Here is a 19,123-nt window from a genome sequence, read left to right as displayed (position 1 = left end):
CGACCAGAACCTAGCGGAGCGGTCGTCACTCTCCCAAGCGACCTGGCTACGCTGTGTCGCGACACTCCCCTGAGGTGCGCCCCGGAAGAACCCCCGGAACCGTTATCCGTCAGTAATCGAAAGCGCGCGCAGTGTTCGCGGAGATCGAGGTCGCCAGCGCGTCCTCGTCGATGCCCCGTACAGCCGCCATCGCGCGCACTGTGACCGGAATGAGATACGGCGCGTTAGGCCGTCCGCGGTACGGAGCGGGCGTCAGGAAGGGCGCGTCGGTCTCGACGAGGACGAGTTCCAGGGGCGCCACGGCCAGCGCGTCGCGCAACGGCTGGGCGTTCTTGAAGGTCATGTTGCCGGCGAAGGACATGAAATATCCGGCGCCGGCGCAGATCTCGGCCATCGCGGCGTCGCCGGAGTAGCAGTGGAAGACGGTCCGCTCGGGCGCGCCCTCCTCCTTGAGGATGCGCAGCACGTCGGTATGGGCGTCGCGGTCGTGGATGACCAGGGCCTTCCCGTGCCGTTTGGCTATCTCGATGTGGGCGCGGAAGGACCGTTCCTGCGCGGCCTTGCCCTCGGGTCCCGTACGGAAGTAGTCGAGCCCGGTCTCGCCCACGCCCTTGACCTGGGGAAGGGCGGCGAGCCGGTCGATCTCCGCCAGCGCCTCGTCCAGCGCGGCGTCTCCGCCCGGCTGCCGCGCGCCCTGCCGGGACCAGCCGTCGGGATCGCCGTGCACGATCCGGGGCGCTTCGTTGGGGTGCAGCGCGACGGTCGCGTGCACGGCGTCGTACTCGGCCGCCGTCTGCGCCGCCCAGCGCGAGCCGTTCACGTCGCAGCCGACCTGTACGACCGTCGTCACGCCGACCGACGCGGCCTTGGCCAGGCCCTCCTCGACCGTGCCGGACTGCATGTCGAGGTGGGTGTGCGAGTCGGCGACGGGCACCCGGAGGGGATCCGGCAGCGGCGGGGCTTCGGCGTTGGAAGGCATGCCCCGATCCTACGAAGGGGGCATGCCCGACCTCACCTCGCGGGGAGCCGGGAGGTCATTCCACCTGGCCGCCGGACCGGCCGACGCCGCGGATGAGCCCGCCGTGTCCGGCGGATCAGCCCGCCTTGCGGTGGTGAAACGGGTGCAGGAGATCGGAGAGGTGCCAGTGGTGGGACTCGCGGGGCTCGCGGGGCTCCTCGGTCGCCGTCTCGGGCGCGTCCACCTGGGGCTCGGGCTGCCGTGCCGGCACCGGCCGCTGCAGGGAGTTCCGCGCCGAGGACACCTGTCCCGGACGCATGATGCGCACCACATGGTTGTCGCAGTTCTGGCAGGTGGGCCGGCTCAGCGGCGACGGCACGATCCGGCCGTCGGCCACGTACATGACGAACTCGTTGCCCTCGGCGTCGAGGTGGTGCTCTATCTCGTACGACTGCTCCCAGCCGTGCCCGCAGCGCATGCAGGCGAAGGAATACGACTCGTTGACAACGGCGGTCGCCGCACCGCGGTGGCCGGTCTGCCCTGCAATCTCACTCATGCCAGCTCCTGCTGTCCGCTGGACAAGCGCCCCCGCGCACGGGGGCGAGGGACGGGTACGTCCCTTCAACCAGTGGACGCTTCTCCCGGCTCGAACGCATCAGGCCTGTCGACTATTGGAGTCGTTTTGGGCGTTCCTTGTCGGAAGGCGCTCGCCACCCGGCCTGAGCTTTGCCTTTCGCGACCGTCCTTTGCCCTTCTATGGGGCGCTTCGCGCTGCATTCTTTGCCGCGACGACCGCATCGAAGACGTCGCGCTTGGGAATTCCCGCCTCCGCGGCGACGGCCGCGATCGCCTCCTTGCGCCGCTCCCCCGCCTCCTCGCGCACCTGCACCCTGCGCACCAGCTCAGCGGCGTCCAGCTCCTCCGCGCCCTTCTCGGCGGCGCCCTCGACGACCACGGTGATCTCACCCCGTACGCCCTCGGCGGCCCAGGCGGCCAGCTCGCCCAGCGGGCCGCGCTTGACCTCCTCGTACGTCTTCGTCAGCTCGCGGCAGACGGCGGCGCGCCGCTCGGTCCCGAAGACCTCGGCCATCGCGGCGAGCGTGTCGTCGAGCCGGTGGGGCGCTTCGAAGTAGACGAGGGTGCGCCGCTCGTCGGCGACCTCGCGCAGGCGCGACAGGCGCTCGCCCGCCTTCCTGGGCAGAAAGCCCTCGAAGCAGAAGCGGTCGACGGGCAGCCCGGACAGTGCGAGCGCGGTGAGCACGGCGGACGGGCCGGGGACGGCGGTGACCTTGATGTCCTTCTCGACGGCGGCCGCGACCAGCCGGTAGCCGGGGTCGGAGACGGACGGCATCCCCGCGTCGGTCACCAGCAGCACCCGCGCCCCACCGGCCAGCGCCTCGACGAGCTCCGGCGTACGGGCCGCCTCATTGCCCTCGAAGTACGACACGACGCGCCCGGCGGGCTGCACGCCGAGCGCCTGGGTGAGCCGCCGCAGCCGCCGGGTGTCCTCGGCGGCGACGACATCGGCCCCGGCCAGTTCGGCGGCGAGCCGTGGCGGCGCGTCGGAGATGTCGCCGATGGGAGTGCCTGCCAACACAAGGGTTCCTGTCACGGTTCCATCCTCGCAGGGCCCAGGCACGGGACTCCCACAGACGTGTTCCCTACGATGGCGCGGTGACCAGTACCGCGTCCTCCACGGACACCCGGCAGGGCCAGGCCGCCGAAGAGCAGCGGCCGTCGTGGCAGCAGCGGCTGCGCCGCTTCGGATACACGACGCCGCCCAGAAGCGATGTCCGCGACCGGCTCATGCCGCCGTACGCCGAGCCCAGCCCGCGCCTCTGGGCCACGATCGGGCTGCGCCACGAGGTCGCCGAGCGCATCACGCGCTGGTCGGGCTGGGGCGGCCCGCTCCTGGTGACGCTGCTCGCCGGGCTGCTGCGGTTCTGGAACCTGGGCAGCCCGAAGGCGGTGATATTCGACGAGACGTACTACGCCAAGGACGCCTGGGCCCTCATCCACCGCGGATACGAGGTCAACTGGGCGAAGGACGCCAACGATCTGATCCTGCAGGGCAATGGCCATGTGCGGATCCCGAGCGACGCCGCATATGTGGTGCACCCGCCGGTCGGCAAGTACGTCATCGGGCTCGGCGAGTGGATGTTCGGGTTCAACCCGTTCGGCTGGCGGTTCATGACGGCGCTGCTCGGCACGCTGTCGGTGCTGCTGCTGTGCCGGATCGGGCGCCGGCTGTTCCGCTCGACGTTCCTCGGCTGCCTCGCGGGCGCGCTGATGGCGGTGGACGGCCTGCACTTCGTGATGAGCCGCACCTCGCTGCTCGACGGCGTGCTGATGTTCTTCGTGCTCGCGGCCTTCGGCTGCCTGCTCGTCGACCGGGACAAGGCGCGAGCGAGGCTCGCGGCGGCGCTGCCCGGCGACGCGGACGGAGTCGTACGTCCCGACGCGCACGCCGCCGAGACGACCCGCCTCGGCTGGCGCCCCTGGCGCTGGGGGGCCGGCCTGATGCTGGGCCTGGCCATCGGCACCAAGTGGAACGGCCTCTACATCCTCGCCGCGTTCTGTGTGATGGCGGTCCTGTGGGACGCGGCCTCGCGCCGGGTCGCGGGCGCCCGCCGCCCGTACCTGGCGGCCCTCAAGCACGACACGGGCATCACGTTCCTGGCGACGGTCCCGGTCGCCCTGGCCGTGTATCTCTTCTCCTGGATCGGCTGGATCCTCTCCCCCGACAACGGCAAGGGCGGCTACTTCCGCAACTGGGCGGTGACGGACGGCAAGGGCGGCAGTTTCGCCTTCCTCCCCGACTGGCTGCGCAGTCTGTGGCACTACGAGCACGAGGTGTACGAGTTCCACGTCGGTCTCTCGTCCCCGCACACCTACCAGTCGAACCCGTGGAGCTGGCTCGTCCTGGGCCGCCCGGTCTCGTACTTCTACGAGTCCCCGCTGCCCGGCAAGGACGGCTGCCCCAGCGACGCGGGCGACAAGTGCGCCCGTGAGGTGCTGGCGCTCGGCACCCCCCTCCTGTGGTGGGCGGCCTGTTTCGCGATCGCCTACGTGCTCTGGCGCTGGGCGTTCCGCCGCGACTGGCGCGCGGGCGCCATCGCCTGTGGCATCGCGGCCGGTTACCTCCCCTGGTTCATGTACCAGGAGCGCACGATCTTCTTCTTCTACGCCGTCGTCTTCGTCCCGTTCCTGTGCCTGGCCGTCGCGATGATGATCGGCGCGATCCTCGGCCCACCCAACGCGGGCGAACGCCGCCGCGTCATCGGCGCGGCGGGCGCGGGCGTCCTGGTCCTGCTGATCGCGTGGAACTTCATCTACTTCTGGCCCCTGTACACCGGCACCGCGATCCCCATCAATGAATGGCGTTCACGAATGTGGCTGGATACCTGGGTCTAACAATTCGGAGAACTCCCGCCCCATGAACCACACCCCCCGCATACAGTGCGGTGTAGACCAACTTTTCTGAACGCGTTCAGAAGTTCGGGGGAGGGTCAACGGGGAGGGATCGCGCGATGCGCAAGGGGGCAAAGGCAGCCGTCATCGGCAGTGTGTTCGCCGTGATGGTGGGGGGCGCCGGGTACGGCGCGTACAACGTAGTGACCGCGATCAGCGGGGACGGCGGCTCAGGCGGGCCCGGAGCGGCAAAGACCGGGCCGCCGAGCAGTGCGGAGGTCAAGGAGACCACCCGCGCGTTCTTCGCTGCCTGGGAGAAGGGCGACGCGGCCAAGGCGGCGTCGTACACCAACTACGCGACGAACGCGGAAGCCATGCTCGCCGGTTACCGCACCGACGCGCACCTCACCGACGTGCGGATCACGCCGGGCACGCCGACCGGCGCGACCGTGCCGTTCTCGGTGAAGGCGACGGTGTCCTACGACGGGAAGAGCAAGCCCTTCTCGTACGAATCCGAACTGACCGTCGTGCGCGGGGACACCACCGGGAAGGCGCTGGTCGGCTGGAAGCCGTCCGTCCTCTATCCGGAGCTGAAGGACGGGGACACGCTCGTCACGGGCGAGTCGGCGAGTCCGGCGATCGAGGCCGTGGACCGCAACGACGTTGCCCTGACGAAGGAGAAGTACCCGTCCCTGGGGCCGATCCTTGACGCGCTGCGCGACAAGTACGGCGACACGGCGGGCGGCACACCCGGTATCGAGCTGGCGATCCGGCACGGGAGCGAGGACACCGGCGACACGACCCTGGTCACCCTCGCCAAGGGGCAGCCGGGCAAGGTCCGTACGACGCTCAGCGCGAGCGCGCAGGCCGCGGCGGAGAAGGCGGTCGCGCAGTACTCCGAGTCGTCCGTCGTGGCGGTGAAGCCGAGCACCGGTGAGGTGCTGGCGGTCGCCAACCACCGCGAGGACGGGTTCAACGCGGCGTTCCTCGGCAAACTCGCGCCCGGTTCCACGATGAAGATCATCACCGCGGCGATGTTCATCGACAACGGCGTGACCACGATGAACGGCCCTGCGCCCTGCCCGGACACCGCGACCTGGCAGAGCCAGACGTTCCACAACCTCACGGGCATGACGGCCAACGAGAACGCCAGCCTCGCCAACAGCTTCATGCGGTCCTGCAACACGGCCTTCGTGAAGCTCGTCGACGGCAGCGACAAGGCGCCGCTCACCGACGAGTCGCTCACCACCGAGGCGCAGACGCGGTTCGGCCTCGGCCAGGACAACTGGAAGACCGGCATTCCGTCCTTCGACGGCAGCGTCCCCGCCTCCGCCGGCTCGGACCGCGCGGCGAACGCGATCGGTCAGGGCCAGGTCCAGATGAGCCCGCTGAACATGGCGTCGGTGACGGCGACCGCCATCACCGGCACGTTCCGTCAGCCGGTCATCGTGCCGCTCAAGCTCGACGACCGCGTGCCGGCGCAGGCGAAGGGGCTGCCGGTGAACACCGTCGCGCAGCTCAAGCAGATGATGCGGCTCACCGCGACGAGCGGCACCGCCGCGCGCGTCATGGCCGGGCTCGGCGGTGACCTCGGCGCCAAGACCGGCTCCGCCGAGGTCGACGGCCAGACCAAGTCCAACAGCTGGTTCACCGGTTACCGCAATGACATCGCGGCCGCCGCGATGACCCAGGAGGGCGGCCACGGAGGGGACGCGGCCGGTCCGATCGTCGCAGCTGTGCTACGAACTGGTGGCTGAAGTCACCCCTAACAGGGCGGGACCCTAGGGTGGTGCTGTCGTTGAGCAGGTTGAGCAGCGTGCGGCACGGGGGTATCAGGGGACAGCGGAGGACTGAAAGCTGTGGGCAAGAGAAGGCGCGTCGCCGAGCGGCGGAAGACTAAGCAGCCCGCCGTGCTCGGCGGGGTGATCGCCGTGGTCGTCGCCGGCGGGGCGTTCGGCGCCTACAGCCTGTACGGCGGCGCGGCGGCCGACGACGGGACGTCGACGACGGGCGACCACAAGACCGTGAAGACGGGCCCCTTGTCGGCGACCGAAGTGCGCACGACGACGGCCGCCTTCCTCACCGCCTGGCAGAGCGGCGACGTCGCCAAGGCGGCCGCCGCCACCGACGACTCGGCCGCCGCGACGACCGCGCTCACCGGCTACGCCAAGGACGCCCACATCACCGGCGTGACGCTGACCAGCGGCAAGCGGTCGGGCGCCGCCGTCCCGTTCTCCGTCAAGGCCACCGTCACGTACAAGGGCAAGAGCAAGCCGCTGACCTACGACTCGAAGCTGACGGTCGTCCGACGCGCCAAGGACGGCGTACCGCTCGTCGGTTGGAAACCGTCCGTCGTCCACCCGGACCTCCAGGACGGCGACCGGCTGGTCACCGGCGAGTCGGGCACGCCCCCGATCAGGGCCCTGGACCGAAACGGTGCGGAGCTGACCACCGCCAAGTACCCCTCCCTGGGCACGGTCCTCGACGGGCTGCGCGAGAAGTACGGCAAGACGGCCGGCGGCAAGGCGGGCATCGAGCTGCGCGTGGTCCGCAAGGCCGCGGAGAAGGGCGCCCAGAAGACCCCCGACAAGACCCTGGTGGCGCTCAGCGAGGGCACCCCGGGGACCGTGAAGACGACGCTCAGCCCGACCCTGCAGGCCCTCGCCGAGGAGAAGGTGGCCGCGAAGTCGAAGGCGTCGGTGGTCGTGATGCGCCCCTCGACGGGCGAGATCCTCGCCGTCGCGAACACCGGCCACGGCTTCAACACCGCCCTCCAGGGCTCCCTCGCCCCCGGTTCCACGATGAAGGTCATCACGGCGTCGCTGCTCTTCGACAAGGGCCTGGCCTCGGCCGACAAGCCGCACCCGTGCCCCAAGACGGCGACGTACGGCGGCTGGAAGTTCCACAACGACAACGACTTCGAGATCAAGGACGGCACGTTCAAGGCAAGCTTCGCGCGGTCCTGCAACACCGCCTTCATCACCCAGGCGAAGGAACTGGAGAACGACGACCTGACCAAGCAGGCCCAGCAGGTCTTCGGGCTGAGCATGAACAACTGGGCGATCGGCGTCCCGTCCTTCGACGGCTCGGTGCCGGTGCAGAGCGCCGCGCAGATGGCGGCGTCGCTGATGGGCCAGGGCGGGGTCCGCATGAACCCGCTGAACATGGCGTCGGTCGCCTCGACGGTCCAGGCGGGTACCTTCCACCAGCCGTACCTGGTGTCTCCGACGGTGGACCACCGCACGCTGGCCACGGCGTCCCGCACCCTGTCCGCGTCCACGCTCTCCCAGCTCCGCGAAGTGATGCAGTACACGGCCGCCGCCGGCACCGCCGCCGAGGCCATGTCCGGCCTCGGCCCCGACTACGGTGCCAAGACCGGCTCCGCCGAGGTCGACGGCCAGGACAAGCCGAACGGCTGGTTCACGGCGTGGAAGGGCGACTTGGCGGCGGCGGGCGTCGTGCAGCAGGGCGGGCACGGGGGCGACACGGCGGGGCCGATCGTTGCGGCGCTGCTGAAGGCCGGCAGCTAGCCGTTCGGTTGAGGGCGCCTTTGTCCGGTGGCCAGTCGTCCGGTCGGGGGCGCCTTGCTTTCGGTTCGGAGGCGATGTCAGTGGGGCGCTCTACGCTCCGCGCATGACGTTCCCTCTTCCCGAGGGGCTGCCCGCCGGGCGTTGCGTGCCCGCCGGCTCCCCGGTCATGTGGCGCTCCGACAAGCCCCCGTACGACCCTTTGGCCTCGTGGACCCGCTACCAGCGGCAGCAGGGCGCGACCGGCCTGCTGCCGATCCTCTGTTACGCGGACGACGACCGGCCCGGTTCGCTCGACCTCGCCGCGATAGACGCCGTCGACCTGGAAGGCGAGTTGGCGGAAGGCTGGCGCGCATACCGGCGGCGTCAACTCGCATGGCTCGCCGCGCCGCCCGAACCGATGGACTGCCCCGAGGACGTGGACGTCGAGCCGTGGGAGGACGACCCCGGCGCACCGTACGACCAATGGCCCGGGCTGGCCCCCAGCACGCTCCCCTCCACGGGCGTCGACCCGGACGAGGCCGCCCGGGCTGCCTTCGCCCACCTCGTCGACGACGACCCGTACATGGCGACGGGAGCCGGTCTCGGCCTCGTCGCCGCCGCGCGGAGCGCCGACATCCCCGCCGTCATCGGCTGGCGCGCAGAGGCGCCCCTCCCCCTGCTCTGCGCCCTGCTGCGCAGCTGGGAGGACCGCTTCGGGGCGCGAGTCCTCGCCGCCGTCGGGTCGACGCTGTACGTCTCCGTAGCGAGTCCGCCGCGCGACGAGCGGCAGGCCGGCCACATCGCCCTCGAACACCTCCTGACCACGGCCGACAACATCGTCAACGACCCCCCGACCCCTTTCCCCCAGTACGCGGCATCCCTCGTCGACGCCCCGCTGTGGCGCTTCTGGTGGGACTAGGCGACCCCGGGGAGGACCCGCGCAGAACTCGGTCGCGTGCCTCGTACACCGACCGCTAGCGTGCCGTTCATGACCGCCACCGATGAGAACGCCGCCGAGGAGCAGTCCCCCGCCGCGAACGCCGCCCACCCCCGTTTCGCCGAGGCCCTGCGGGAGTTGGGGCTCGACGAGGTGAACGGGCGCATCCGCCGCTTCCCGGACGCGACCCGCACCGCGGCCGAGGCCGCCGCCGCGATCGGCTGCGAGCTGAGCCAGATCTGCAAGTCGCTGATCTTCGCGGCGGACGGGGTGCCGGTGCTGGTGCTGATGGACGGCGCGTCGCGGGTCGACGTGGAGCTCGTACGGCGGGAGCTGGGCGCCGAGAAGGTGACCCGGCCCAAGGCGGACGTGGTGCGGGAGACGACGGGGTACGCGATCGGCGGCGTACCGCCCTTCGGGCACCGCACCAAGACCCGTGTTCTGGCGGACCGTTCGCTGCTCGACCACGACACGGTGTGGGCCGCGGCGGGCACGCCGTACACCGTCTTCCCGATGGACCCCAAGAGCCTGATCGCCCACGCCGGCGGCACCCTGGTGGACGTGCGCGAGCAGACCGCGTGACGCCGGTCGTCACCGCGGCGGTGCTGCTCGCCGCGGTCACCCACGCCAGCTGGAACGCGATCGCGCACCGCATCAGCGACAAGCTGGTCGGGTTCACGCTGATCGCGGGCGGCGGCATGCTGATCGGTCTGGTCATGGTGCCGTTCGTGGCGTTCCCGGCGTCCGGGGCGTGGCCGTACCTCATCGCCTCCGCCGTGATCCACGTCGCGTACTACGTGCTGCTGATGCGCTCCTTCCGGCTCGGCGACTTCGGGCAGGCGTACCCGATCGCCCGCGGGACCGCTCCACTGATCGTCACGGCACTGGCGGCCGTCTTCGCGCACGAGGTGCCCGACGGGTGGGCGGCCTCGGGCATCGCACTGTCCTGCGCGGGGCTGACGGGTGTCGCGCTGTGGGGACTGCGCGGGCGGCGGCCCAACTGGGCCGCGATCGGGGCCGCGTTGGCGACCGGGGTGTCGATCGCCGCGTACACCGTCGTCGACGGTCTTGGCGTGCGCGCCTCCGGGTCCTCCCTCGGGTACATCGCCTGGCTGATGGCCGTAGAGGGTGTGGTGATCCCGGCGTACGCGGTGTACCGCTGGCGCGGTGAACTCGTATCCGTGTTGCGGCCGTTCGCCGCCGTCGGCTTCCTCGGGGCGGCGCTCTCCGTCGCGGCGTACGGTCTGGTCCTCTGGGCCCAGACCCGCGCCGAGCTCGCTCCGATCGCCGCCCTCCGGGAGTCCTCGATCATCGTCGGCGCGGCCATCGGCGCGATCTTCTTCAAGGAACGCTTCGGAGCGCCCCGCATCGCGGCAGCGGGGCTCCTGGTGCTGGGCATCGGGCTGATGCTGCACGCGGGATAGGTTGCTGGGACGGTCGAGAGGGCGTCCGGGGCGCCGGGTGCCGTGACAGCGGTCGCAGCTGTGGCCATGCGTGCCGCCAGGGGCGGCACGGGTGGGCACAGCGGCACCCCGTACAGCGCCGGGTTGCACGACCACCCCCGACGGCAACCCCCACCCAGGGTGCCCCGAAGCAGGAGCTCAGCCCCCGAGGGACAGACGTACCGCCCGTACCAGTGCCTGGGCCCGTGGGTCCGCCGTCACGCTCTTGCGGAAGCCGTTCGTGACGTAGCCGAAGGCGATGCCCGAGTCGGGGTCGGCGAAGCCGAGGGCGCCGCCCCGGCCGGGGTGGCCGAAGGAGCCAGGGGAGAGCAGGGGCGAGGCGGTGCCGTGGAGCATGTAGCCGAGGCCGAAGCGGGTGTTGACGACGAGGACCCGGTCGGGCCCTGCGGACTGTTCGGCGCGGGCCCGCTCCACGGTGGCCGGCGTGAACAGCCGTACGCCGTCCACCTCCCCGATCAGCGCGGCGTAGAACCGGGCCAGCCCCTCAGCCGTGGCGATGCCGTTGGACGCGGGCAGAACCGCCGCCCGGTACGCCGGATCGTTCTCGTCCGGCAGCGGAGTGATCGCGGCGAAGGCGCGCCGGGTGAGGGACGACGCATCCGCGTACGCCTCGGAGACCGCCCGCTTGGGGCGGGTCTTCAGGCCGCCCGGCGCCGACGGGACCTCGACCTGCGCGACCCTGCCCACGCGCCCCGCCGCCGCCTCCGGCAGCCCGACCCACAGATCCAGCCCGAGCGGCCCGGCCACCTCGTCCGCGATCCACGCGCCGATCGAGCGCCCGGTCACTCGCCGGACCAGCTCACCGGTCAGCCAGCTGTACGTCTGCGCGTGATATCCGTGATCCGCCCCCGGCTCCCACACCGGCGCCTGCGCGGCCACCACCGCGGCCGCGAGATCGGGATCCGCCGCCTGGGCCGGAGTGAGCGGATGGTCGAGAACGGGCACCCCGGCCCGGTGCGCGAGCACGTGCCGGACGAGGGTCCGTTCCTTGCCCGCCGCCTTGTACTGCGGCCAGTACTGGCCGACCGGAGCGTCCAGGTCGAGTTCCCCGCGCTGGGCGAGCAGCAGCAGTACGGCGGCGGCGACGCCCTTGGTCGCGGAGCGCACGATCTGCGCGGTGCCGTGCTGCCAGGGCTCGGTGCCGTCGACGTCGCGTGTGCCGCCCCACAGGTCGACGACCTTGTGCCCGTCGCGGTACACGGTGACGGCGGCGCCCCGGTCTCCGAGCACCTCGAAGTTGCGTACGAACGCTTCCCTGACCGGCTCGAAGCCCTCGGCCACTGTGCCGTTCACGTCCACGCCCGCGCTCCCTGTCGCCTCACCTGTGCCAACAGTGAGTGCAACACACACGTACAGCCTTCGATTCCTAGCCCAGCAGGATCGTGACCTCGATGTTGCCGCGGGTGGCGTTCGAGTACGGGCAGACTTCGTGGGCCGCGTCCACGAGCTTCGTCGCGACGTCCTGGTCGACGACGGGGAGCGAGACGCTCAGGGCGACCGCGAGGCCGTAGCCGCGCTGCTTGTTGGGGCCGATGCCGACCTTCGCGGCGACCGTGGAGCCGGAGAGGTCGAACCCGGCGCGACGGCCCACCAGCACCAGCGCGTTGTGGAAGCAGGCGCTGTAGCCGGCCGCGAACAGCTGCTCCGGGTTGGTGCCGTTGCCGTCCCCGCCGAGCGCGGGCGGCATCGCGACCTTCACTGCGAGCTGGCCGTCCTGGCTGGTGACGTACCCGTCCCGGCCGCCGTGCGCGGTGGCCTCGGCGACGTACATGATCTTCGTCGGACGAGTGTCGACAACGGTGCCGTCGATCACAGCGGGACCTCCCCCAGGGCATACAACTCGGCGGGCAGCACGGCAGACAGCACACGGGTGTGCAAGTACATCGTGCACAAGGTACCCGCCGGTATGGAGGCTCGTATTACCAGGGGGTAGAAACCGTGGGTAACCCTCAAGGGGCGTTCCACGGGCGCGCGTCAGCGCCCTCGCGCCGCCGCCCCCTCCGCGCGCTCCGCCAAGCGCCACAGCTCCTCCCGGAGCCGCGCGACCTCGGCCTCGCTCACACCCGTCGCCGTCAGCAGCGCCTGCGGTACCTCCTCCGCGCGCTCCCTGAGCATCTCGCCGCGCCCGGTGAGCGCGACCAGCACGGAGCGTTCGTCGTGCGCCGAGCGCTCACGGCGCACAAGACCCGCCGACTCCAGCCGCTTGAGCAGCGGCGACACCGTGCCGTAGTCCAGGTGCAGCGCGGTCGCGAGCGCCTTGACCGTGGTCTCGCCACGCTCCCAGAGGACCAGCAGGACCAGGTACTGCGGGTAGGTGAGACCGAGCTCCTCCAGCAGCGGGCGGTAGGCGGCGGTCACGGCGCGCTGGGCGGCGTACAGCGCGAAGCACAGCTGCTCGTCGAGCAGCAGCGACCTGGCCGAGCCGACCGACCCGGCGGACCCGGTGGACCCGACGGACCCGACGGACCCGACGGACCCGGTGGACCCGGCGGACCCGACGTCCTCTTGTTTCGTCACGTGCCCATTGTTCACGTGGCCATTGTTCACGTGGCCGGGGCTCACGCGCCCATCGTTCACGCGCCCATGGTCACGGAGCGCGGGTCGAACCCGAAGGGGAGCTCCAGACGGTGCGTGCGCATGAGCTCGTCATCGGAGAGCAGTTCGCCGGTCTTCCCGTCGGCCGCGATCACGCCCTCGCTCAGGACCAGCGACCGGGGACACAGTTCGAGGGCGTACGGCAGGTCGTGCGTGACCATGAGGACGGTGACGTCCAACGACCGCAGGATGTCGGCGAGTTCGCGCCGCGAGGCGGGGTCCAGGTTGGAGGACGGCTCGTCGAGGACGAGGATCTCCGGCTCCATCGCGAGGACGGTCGCGACGGCCACCCGGCGCCGCTGGCCGAAGGAGAGGTGGTGCGGAGGACGGTCGGCGAAGGCCTCCATGCCGACCCGCTCCAGCGCCGTACGGACCCGCTGCTCCAGCTCGGCGCCCTGCATCCCCGCCGCGGCCGGGCCGAAGGCGACGTCCTCCCGGACGGTCGGCATGAACAGCTGGTCGTCCGGGTCCTGGAAGACAATGCCGACCTTGCGCCGGATCTCCGCCATGTGCCGCTTGCCGACCGGCAGTCCGGCCACCGTCACGGTTCCGGTACCGCCGCTCAGGATGCCGTTGAGGTGCAGCACGAGCGTCGTCTTGCCTGCGCCGTTCGGGCCGAGCAGCGCGACGCGCTCGCCACGCCCGATGGTGAAGTCCACGCCGAAGAGGGCCTGGTGCCCGTCTGGGTAGGCGAAGGCCAGTCCGGCCACTTCCAGAGAGGGGGTCACAGCGTCCATCCCAGCAGACATACGACAAGGGCGGCGAACGGGAGGGCGAGGGCGTACGACCACTGCGCCCGGGACGCGGTCACCTCATCGATGACCGGCATCGAACCGGCGTACCCCCGGCTCACCATGGCAAGATGCACGCGCTCCCCGCGCTCGTAGGAGCGGATGAACAGCGCGCCCGCCGACTTCGCGAGCACCCCCCACTGCCGCACACCACGGGCCTCGAAGCCGCGCGACTCCCGCGCGATCCGCATCCGCCGCATCTCGTCCGTGATGACATCGCCGTACCGGATCATGAAGGAGGCGATCTGCACGAGGAGCGGCGGAAGCTTCAACCGCTGCAGGCCGAGGAGCAGTTCGCGCAGTTCCGTGGTGGAGGCCAGAAGTACGGAGGCGGCGACGCCCAGCGTTCCCTTGGCGAGCACGTTCCAGGCGCCCCAGAGGCCATTGACGCTCAACGACATGCCCAGCACGTCCACCCGCTCACCCTCCGCCACGAACGGCATCAGCACGGCGAAGGCGACGAACGGGATCTCGATCAGCAGCCGCTTGAGCAGGAATCCGGCCGGTACGCGGGCCTTGTACGCGACCGTCGCCAGCAGCGCGGCGTACAGCGCGAACGCCCACATCGCCTCGCGCGGGGTGGAGACGACCACGACCACGAAGGCGAAGGCCGCGGCGAGTTTGGTGTGCGGCGGCAGGGCGTGCACGGGCGAGTGCCCGTGCCGGTAGAGCCGGTGGGCGTGGCCCGCGCCCATGTCAGACGCCCTCGGGGACGGAGACGGCGGACGCGTCGGCGCTGCGGCGCCTGCGGATCGCCCAGAAGACGCCGCTGCCCGCGACGACGGTGACGCCGACGCCGATCACGCCCGCGAGGCCGCCGGAGATCCGGGCGTCGGAGATGTCCTTGACGCCGTAACCGGCGAGCGGGGAGTCCTCCGTGGCGTGCTTCTCGGCCTTCTGGTCGATGCCCTTGTCCTTGGCGACCTTCTCCAGGCCGTCGGGGCTGGCGGAGGCGTAGAAGCTGACGAATCCGGCGAGGACGAGAGAGGTGACGAGGCCGGTGATCCACACCTTGCGGTGCGAGGAGCGGGCGGCGACGGGGGCGACGGTCGTGGGGGCGTCGACCAGCTCCCCGTTCACACGCAGCTTGAGCTGCTGCTGGAGGCCGCGCGCGCCGTACACGAGATCGGGTCGTACGGCGATGACGGCGCCGACGGTGAGTGCGGTGATGGCGGCCTCACCGAGGCCGATGAGGACGTGCACGCCGATCATGGCGGTGGCGACCTTGGAGATCGCGACGTCGGTGGTGCCGCCGATCGCGTAGATGAGGGTGAAGGCGACGGCGGCGGCCGGGACGGAAAGCAGGGCGGAGACGAAGGCCGCGACGGTGATGGAGCGCCGCTTGCGGGGAAGCACCTTCACCAGGCCGCGGAAGACGGCGTACGACACGACCGTCGTCACGATCGCCATGTCCGTGATGTTCACACCGAGCGCGGTGAGGCCGCCGTCCGCGAAGAGGATGCCCTGCATCAGCAGGACCACCGAAACGCAGAGGACGCCGGTGCAGGGGCCGACGAGTATCGCGGCCAGGGCGCCGCCGAGCAGATGTCCGCTGGTCCCGGCGGCGACCGGGAAGTTCAGCATCTGTACGGCGAAGATGAAGGCGGCGACCAGGCCGGCGAGCGGGGCGGTTCGCTCGTCGAGTTCGCGGCGTGCGCCGCGCAGGCTCACGGCGATGGCACCGGCGGCGACTGCTCCGGTGACCGCGGAGACCGGGGCGTTGATGAATCCGTCAGGCACATGCACCGTTCGATGATAGTGCCTTGTTGCGAACGACTTGCAAGAGCGAGTCGCCCATGAATAGCCCTGAGGGCGCGCCTTGGAGGATCGCACCGAATGATCCGGAAGCGTTTTCCGTGAGATGTGCGACATTGGAATGGTGACGGATTCACAGATTCCGCACAGCTAACGCAGCGTAAGGAGTCGGTTCATGTACGCCGTCGAACAATACGCACGCGCCCATATCGTCACCGACACCGCCGACACCTTCGACGACGAACACCGCGCCGTCCCGGTGGCCCTACGTTACGACCCGGAGGACGATCCCCGCCGGGTGCACATCACCTTGCCCGGCCCCCATGAGTGGGTGTTCGCCCGCGAGCTGCTGGAGCAGGGGCTGCGCGCCCCCGTCAGCAGCGGCGACGTCCGCGTCTGGCCGTGCGGCCGGGTGCAGGCCGTCATGGAGTTCCACTCGGCGGACGGGGTGGCGGTCGTGCAGGTCGACTCGAAAGTCCTGATGCGCTTCCTGCGCCGTACGTATACGGCGACGACAGCGGGCCGGTCACCCGCTCGGGTCGGACACGGCACGGCGTCGCGCGGGCGCGCCTAGCGAGACGGCCATGTACCGCTCGACACGGGGGCTGAGCGGGTCGGTCGGCATCGTTCGCAGACCACGAAAGCCTGACAGACGCCGGTGAGGGCGCCCCACGCAGGGGGCGCCCTCACTGCGGTTGCGGCGTGCTCAGACCCGGGCCAGTTCCCGGTCGTCGTCCTCGTCCGTCGCCCTCTTGTCGAGTGCCCGCAGACCCTCGCCCTCGACGTCGACGTTCGGTAGCGCGCGGTCCAGCCACTTCGGCAGCCACCAGGCCTTCTTGCCCAGCAGGGCCAGGACGGCCGGGACGATCGCCATGCGCACGATGAACGCGTCGAAGAAGACGGCGATCGCGAGGCCGAAGCCGATCATCTTGATCATCGACTCGCTGGAGCCGATGAAGCCGGAGAACACCGCGATCATGATGACGGCCGCCGCCGTGACCACCCGCGCGCCGTGCTTGAAGCCGGTCACGATGGCCTGACTGGGCTTCTCCCCGTGGACGTACGCCTCGCGCATCCGGGTCACGAGGAAGACCTCGTAGTCCATGGCGAGACCGAAGACGACACCCACCATGAAGATCGGCATCATCGACATGATCGGGCCGGTCTCCTCGACGCCCATGAGGCCGGACAGCCAGCCCCACTGGAAGACCGCGACGACTGCGCCGAGCGCGGCCATCACCGAGAGCAGGAAGCCGAGGGCCGCCTTCAGCGGGACCAGGATCGAGCGGAACACCACGATCAGGAGCAGGAAGGCGAGGCCCACCACCAGCGCGAGATACGGGATCAGAGCGTCGTTGAGCTTCTGCGAGAAGTCGATGTTCATCGCGGTGGTGCCGGTGACCAGCACGTTGGCGTCGGTGTCCGCCTTGATCTCGCCACCCGCGTCACGGATGGTGTGCACCAGGTCCTCGGTCTTGACGGAGGACGGCTTGGAGTCCGGGATGACCGTGATCGTCGCGGTGTCGCCGGCCTTGTTGGGCGCCGGCGGGGTCACCGTCACGACACCCTTGAGGTCCTTGATCTCGTCGCTCACCTTGGTGAACGCCGCCTTCGGGGCGTCGCTGGACTTCGCGTCGACCACGACCATCAGCGGGCCGTTGAAGCCGGGCCCGAAGCCCTCGGACAGCAGGTCGTACGCGCGGCGCTGCGTGGTCGACGTCGGCTGCGAACCGTCGTCGGGCAGACCCAGTTCCAGCGAGGTCGCCGGGATCGCGGCAGCGCCCAGGCCCACCACACCGAGCAGCAGGACGGCGAGCGGACGGCGCACGACGAAGCTCGCCCAGCGCGTGCCCATATTGGGCTTGCTCTCCTTCTTGGCGGCGCGACCGCCGCCGAGCAGCTTGCTCTTCTTGCCGGCGGGCTGCACCTTGCGGCCCGCGTACCCGAGCAGCGCGGGAATCATGGTCAGCGCGATGAGTACGGCGATGGCGACCGTGCCCGCCGCCGCGACACCCATCTTCGTCAGCATCGGGATGTTGACGACCGACAGGCCGACCAGCGCGATCACGACTGTCAGACCCGCGAAGACCACCGCGGAGCCCGCCGTGCCGACGGCCCGCCCGGCCGCCTCCTCGCGTTCGCGGCCCTCGGCCAGCTCGGCCCGGTAGCGGGAGACGATGAACAGCGCGTAGTCGATGCCGACCGCGAGGCCGATCATCATCGCCAGCGTCGACGTGGTGGTGCCGAGGTCGAGCGCGTTGGCGAGGGCGGTGATGGTGGAGACGCCGATGCCGACACCGATCAGCGCGGTCAGCAGCGGCAGCCCGGCCGCGATCAGCGAACCGAAGGTGATGACGAGCACGACCGCGGCGACCGCGATACCGATGACCTCGGTGGATCCGGTCTCGGGCGTCGCCTGGAGGGCGTCACCGCCGACCTCGACGGTCAGCCCGGCATCCCGGGCCTCCTGCGCGGTCTCCTTCAGGGCGTCCTTCGAGGAGTCCTTCAACTCCATGCCGGAGACCGTGTACTTCACCTGCGCGTAGGCGATCGAGCCGTCCTTGCTCACGGCCTTCGCCTTGAACGGGTCGGTGACGGAGGTGACTTCGGAGCCGTCGCGGAGCGCCCTGACGGTCTTCTTGACGGTGGCCTTGTTGTCCTTGTCCGACATCTTCTCGCCGCTGGGCGCCTTGAAGACGACCCGCGCGGTCGCTCCGTCGGCGCTCATGCCGGGGAAGCGGCTCTCCAGCAGGTCGAAGGCCTTCTGGGCCTCGGTGCCGGGGATCGAGAAGGAGGACGCTCCCGCGGTGGGCGCGGAGGCGGCGCCGACACCCGCGAGCGTCAGCAGTGCCACCCAGATCAGGGCGACGAAGTGCCGTCGCCTGAAGGCGAGTCGGCCGATTTTGTAGAGGAACGTGGCCACGAGGGCGTTCTCCCGGTCAGGTCGTGGGATGGCAGGGGCTGGTGTGATCACCCGAGTGGGGGCAGGGGGGATCAGCCCGACGACGTGAGCGGTCGCGCGTCAGGTGCAACTGGTGGGTCTTACAGGTGAGTTGGCGGAGATTCAGGCACCGAGGGCGGGGAAGACCACGGCATCGAAGTACTTGCGGAGGAACTCCTGCGTCGGTGGCAGATCGTCGATGAACGTACGGGCGGCGAAGCCGCCGATCACCATGTGCAGCACGTAGTCCATCGCGGGGTTGTCCGGACGGATCTCACCCCGCTCGACGGCGCGCTGGAGCACCTTGCGCATCTCCACGATCTCCGGCTCGACGAGCAGTTCACGGAAGGCCTTGAGGAGATCGGGGTTGGAGTGCACCGCCATGGCCAGGGCCCGCATCAGCGCGGAGTTCTGTTCCATGGCGCAGTCGTCCTCGCGCGCCAGCAGCGCGAGGAAGTCGTCCCGCAGGGACCCCGTGTCGACGTCGGCGGTGCGGCCCGGCTTGCTGTGCCGCATCGCCCTGACGACCAGCTCGGCCTTGCCGCCCCACTGGCGGTAGAGGGTGGCCTTGCTGGACTTGGTGCGCGCGGCGACGGCATCCATGGTCAGCGCGTCGTAGCCGACCTCCCGGAGCAGGTCGAGCACGGCCGCGTACAACTCGGCCTCGCGCTCCGGCGTGATCCGACTGCGTCGCACCGTTGCGGTCTCAGCCATCGCACTCACCCTCTCCTGCTCCGCGCCCGGAGCGGCAGGGCTCCGAACG

The 19,123-nt window shown here is 70.5% G+C and carries 18 protein-coding genes; 7 read left to right on the top strand and 11 right to left on the bottom strand.

The window, feature by feature from the left end:
- Positions 1–109: 109 nt before the first annotated feature.
- From ACZ4RZ_RS25890 to rsmI, 3 genes are all read right to left on the bottom strand, one after another.
- Positions 110–979, bottom strand: a complete 870-nt coding sequence (locus ACZ4RZ_RS25890) for a TatD family hydrolase (protein WP_467747983.1) — start codon at positions 977–979, stop codon at positions 110–112.
- 115 nt (positions 980–1,094) lie between these two features.
- Entirely contained in the window at positions 1,095–1,514 is a 420-nt protein-coding gene (locus tag ACZ4RZ_RS25885) for a hypothetical protein (RefSeq protein WP_467747981.1), read from the bottom strand.
- Positions 1,515–1,712: 198 nt separating this feature from the next.
- On the bottom strand, positions 1,713–2,570 hold the full coding sequence (rsmI, locus tag ACZ4RZ_RS25880; protein WP_369247187.1) for a 16S rRNA (cytidine(1402)-2'-O)-methyltransferase: 858 nt from the start codon (positions 2,568–2,570) through the stop codon (positions 1,713–1,715).
- Between the two features lie 62 nt (positions 2,571–2,632).
- On the opposite strand from rsmI, the gene ACZ4RZ_RS25875 reads away from it, so the two are divergent.
- The 6 genes from ACZ4RZ_RS25875 (at position 2,633) to ACZ4RZ_RS25850 (ending at position 10,239) form a co-directional block, all read left to right on the top strand.
- Positions 2,633–4,372 (top strand): dolichyl-phosphate-mannose--protein mannosyltransferase, encoded by a 1,740-nt coding sequence (locus tag ACZ4RZ_RS25875; protein ID WP_467747979.1) that lies wholly within the window; start codon positions 2,633–2,635, stop codon positions 4,370–4,372.
- A 116-nt stretch (positions 4,373–4,488) separates the two neighbouring features.
- Positions 4,489–6,126 carry a penicillin-binding transpeptidase domain-containing protein gene (locus tag ACZ4RZ_RS25870; RefSeq protein ID WP_467747977.1) on the top strand — a complete coding sequence of 546 codons (1,638 nt, stop codon included), beginning with the start codon at positions 4,489–4,491 and terminating at the stop codon, positions 6,124–6,126.
- A 102-nt stretch (positions 6,127–6,228) separates the two neighbouring features.
- Complete coding sequence (locus ACZ4RZ_RS25865) at positions 6,229–7,899, top strand: penicillin-binding transpeptidase domain-containing protein (protein WP_467747975.1); 1,671 nt, start codon at positions 6,229–6,231, stop codon at positions 7,897–7,899.
- A gap of 103 nt (positions 7,900–8,002) precedes the next feature.
- Positions 8,003–8,797 (top strand): DUF4253 domain-containing protein, encoded by a 795-nt coding sequence (locus ACZ4RZ_RS25860; RefSeq protein WP_467747973.1) that lies wholly within the window; start codon positions 8,003–8,005, stop codon positions 8,795–8,797.
- Positions 8,798–8,866: 69 nt separating this feature from the next.
- Positions 8,867–9,397, top strand: a complete 531-nt coding sequence (locus ACZ4RZ_RS25855) for a YbaK/EbsC family protein (protein ID WP_467747972.1) — start codon at positions 8,867–8,869, stop codon at positions 9,395–9,397.
- Positions 9,394–10,239: an EamA family transporter gene (locus ACZ4RZ_RS25850; RefSeq protein ID WP_467747970.1), complete on the top strand. Its 846-nt coding sequence runs from the start codon at positions 9,394–9,396 to the stop codon at positions 10,237–10,239. Before ACZ4RZ_RS25855 ends, ACZ4RZ_RS25850 begins: the two co-directional genes overlap by 4 nt.
- Positions 10,240–10,416: 177 nt before the next feature.
- Here the strand turns inward: ACZ4RZ_RS25850 and ACZ4RZ_RS25845 are convergent, their stop codons facing one another.
- From ACZ4RZ_RS25845 to ACZ4RZ_RS25820, 6 genes are all read right to left on the bottom strand, one after another.
- The gene (locus ACZ4RZ_RS25845; RefSeq protein ID WP_467747969.1) at positions 10,417–11,577 is read right to left on the bottom strand and encodes a serine hydrolase domain-containing protein; all 1,161 of its coding nucleotides are present in this window, start codon (positions 11,575–11,577) and stop codon (positions 10,417–10,419) included.
- A 67-nt stretch (positions 11,578–11,644) separates the two neighbouring features.
- Entirely contained in the window at positions 11,645–12,049 is a 405-nt protein-coding gene (locus tag ACZ4RZ_RS25840) for an organic hydroperoxide resistance protein (protein ID WP_467748235.1), read from the bottom strand.
- A gap of 203 nt (positions 12,050–12,252) precedes the next feature.
- Entirely contained in the window at positions 12,253–12,687 is a 435-nt protein-coding gene (locus tag ACZ4RZ_RS25835) for a MarR family winged helix-turn-helix transcriptional regulator (protein ID WP_467748233.1), read from the bottom strand.
- Positions 12,688–12,851: 164 nt separating this feature from the next.
- Positions 12,852–13,622 (bottom strand): energy-coupling factor ABC transporter ATP-binding protein, encoded by a 771-nt coding sequence (locus ACZ4RZ_RS25830; RefSeq protein WP_467747967.1) that lies wholly within the window; start codon positions 13,620–13,622, stop codon positions 12,852–12,854.
- Positions 13,598–14,359, bottom strand: a complete 762-nt coding sequence (gene cbiQ / locus ACZ4RZ_RS25825) for a cobalt ECF transporter T component CbiQ (protein ID WP_467747965.1) — start codon at positions 14,357–14,359, stop codon at positions 13,598–13,600. The genes ACZ4RZ_RS25830 and cbiQ overlap by 25 nt, the downstream gene beginning before the upstream one ends.
- A gap of 1 nt (position 14,360) precedes the next feature.
- Positions 14,361–15,410, bottom strand: a complete 1,050-nt coding sequence (locus tag ACZ4RZ_RS25820) for an energy-coupling factor ABC transporter permease (RefSeq protein ID WP_467747963.1) — start codon at positions 15,408–15,410, stop codon at positions 14,361–14,363.
- Between the two features lie 184 nt (positions 15,411–15,594).
- Here ACZ4RZ_RS25820 and ACZ4RZ_RS25815 point away from each other — a divergent pair, with 184 nt between their 5' ends.
- Complete coding sequence (locus tag ACZ4RZ_RS25815; RefSeq protein ID WP_467747962.1) at positions 15,595–15,993, top strand: SsgA family sporulation/cell division regulator; 399 nt, start codon at positions 15,595–15,597, stop codon at positions 15,991–15,993.
- A 132-nt stretch (positions 15,994–16,125) separates the two neighbouring features.
- On the opposite strand, the gene ACZ4RZ_RS25810 is transcribed toward ACZ4RZ_RS25815, so the two are convergent.
- Both ACZ4RZ_RS25810 and ACZ4RZ_RS25805 read right to left on the bottom strand, forming a co-directional pair.
- Complete coding sequence (locus ACZ4RZ_RS25810) at positions 16,126–18,342, bottom strand: MMPL family transporter (protein ID WP_467747960.1); 2,217 nt, start codon at positions 18,340–18,342, stop codon at positions 16,126–16,128.
- Positions 18,343–18,483: 141 nt separating this feature from the next.
- Positions 18,484–19,074 carry a TetR/AcrR family transcriptional regulator gene (locus ACZ4RZ_RS25805; RefSeq protein WP_467747958.1) on the bottom strand — a complete coding sequence of 197 codons (591 nt, stop codon included), beginning with the start codon at positions 19,072–19,074 and terminating at the stop codon, positions 18,484–18,486.
- Positions 19,075–19,123: the final 49 nt, after the last annotated feature.

This window comes from Streptomyces sp. NPDC027189, assembly GCF_055566975.1.
Note: the sequence above shows the minus strand (reverse complement) of the source record. Positions and strands in the feature narration are given on the sequence as shown.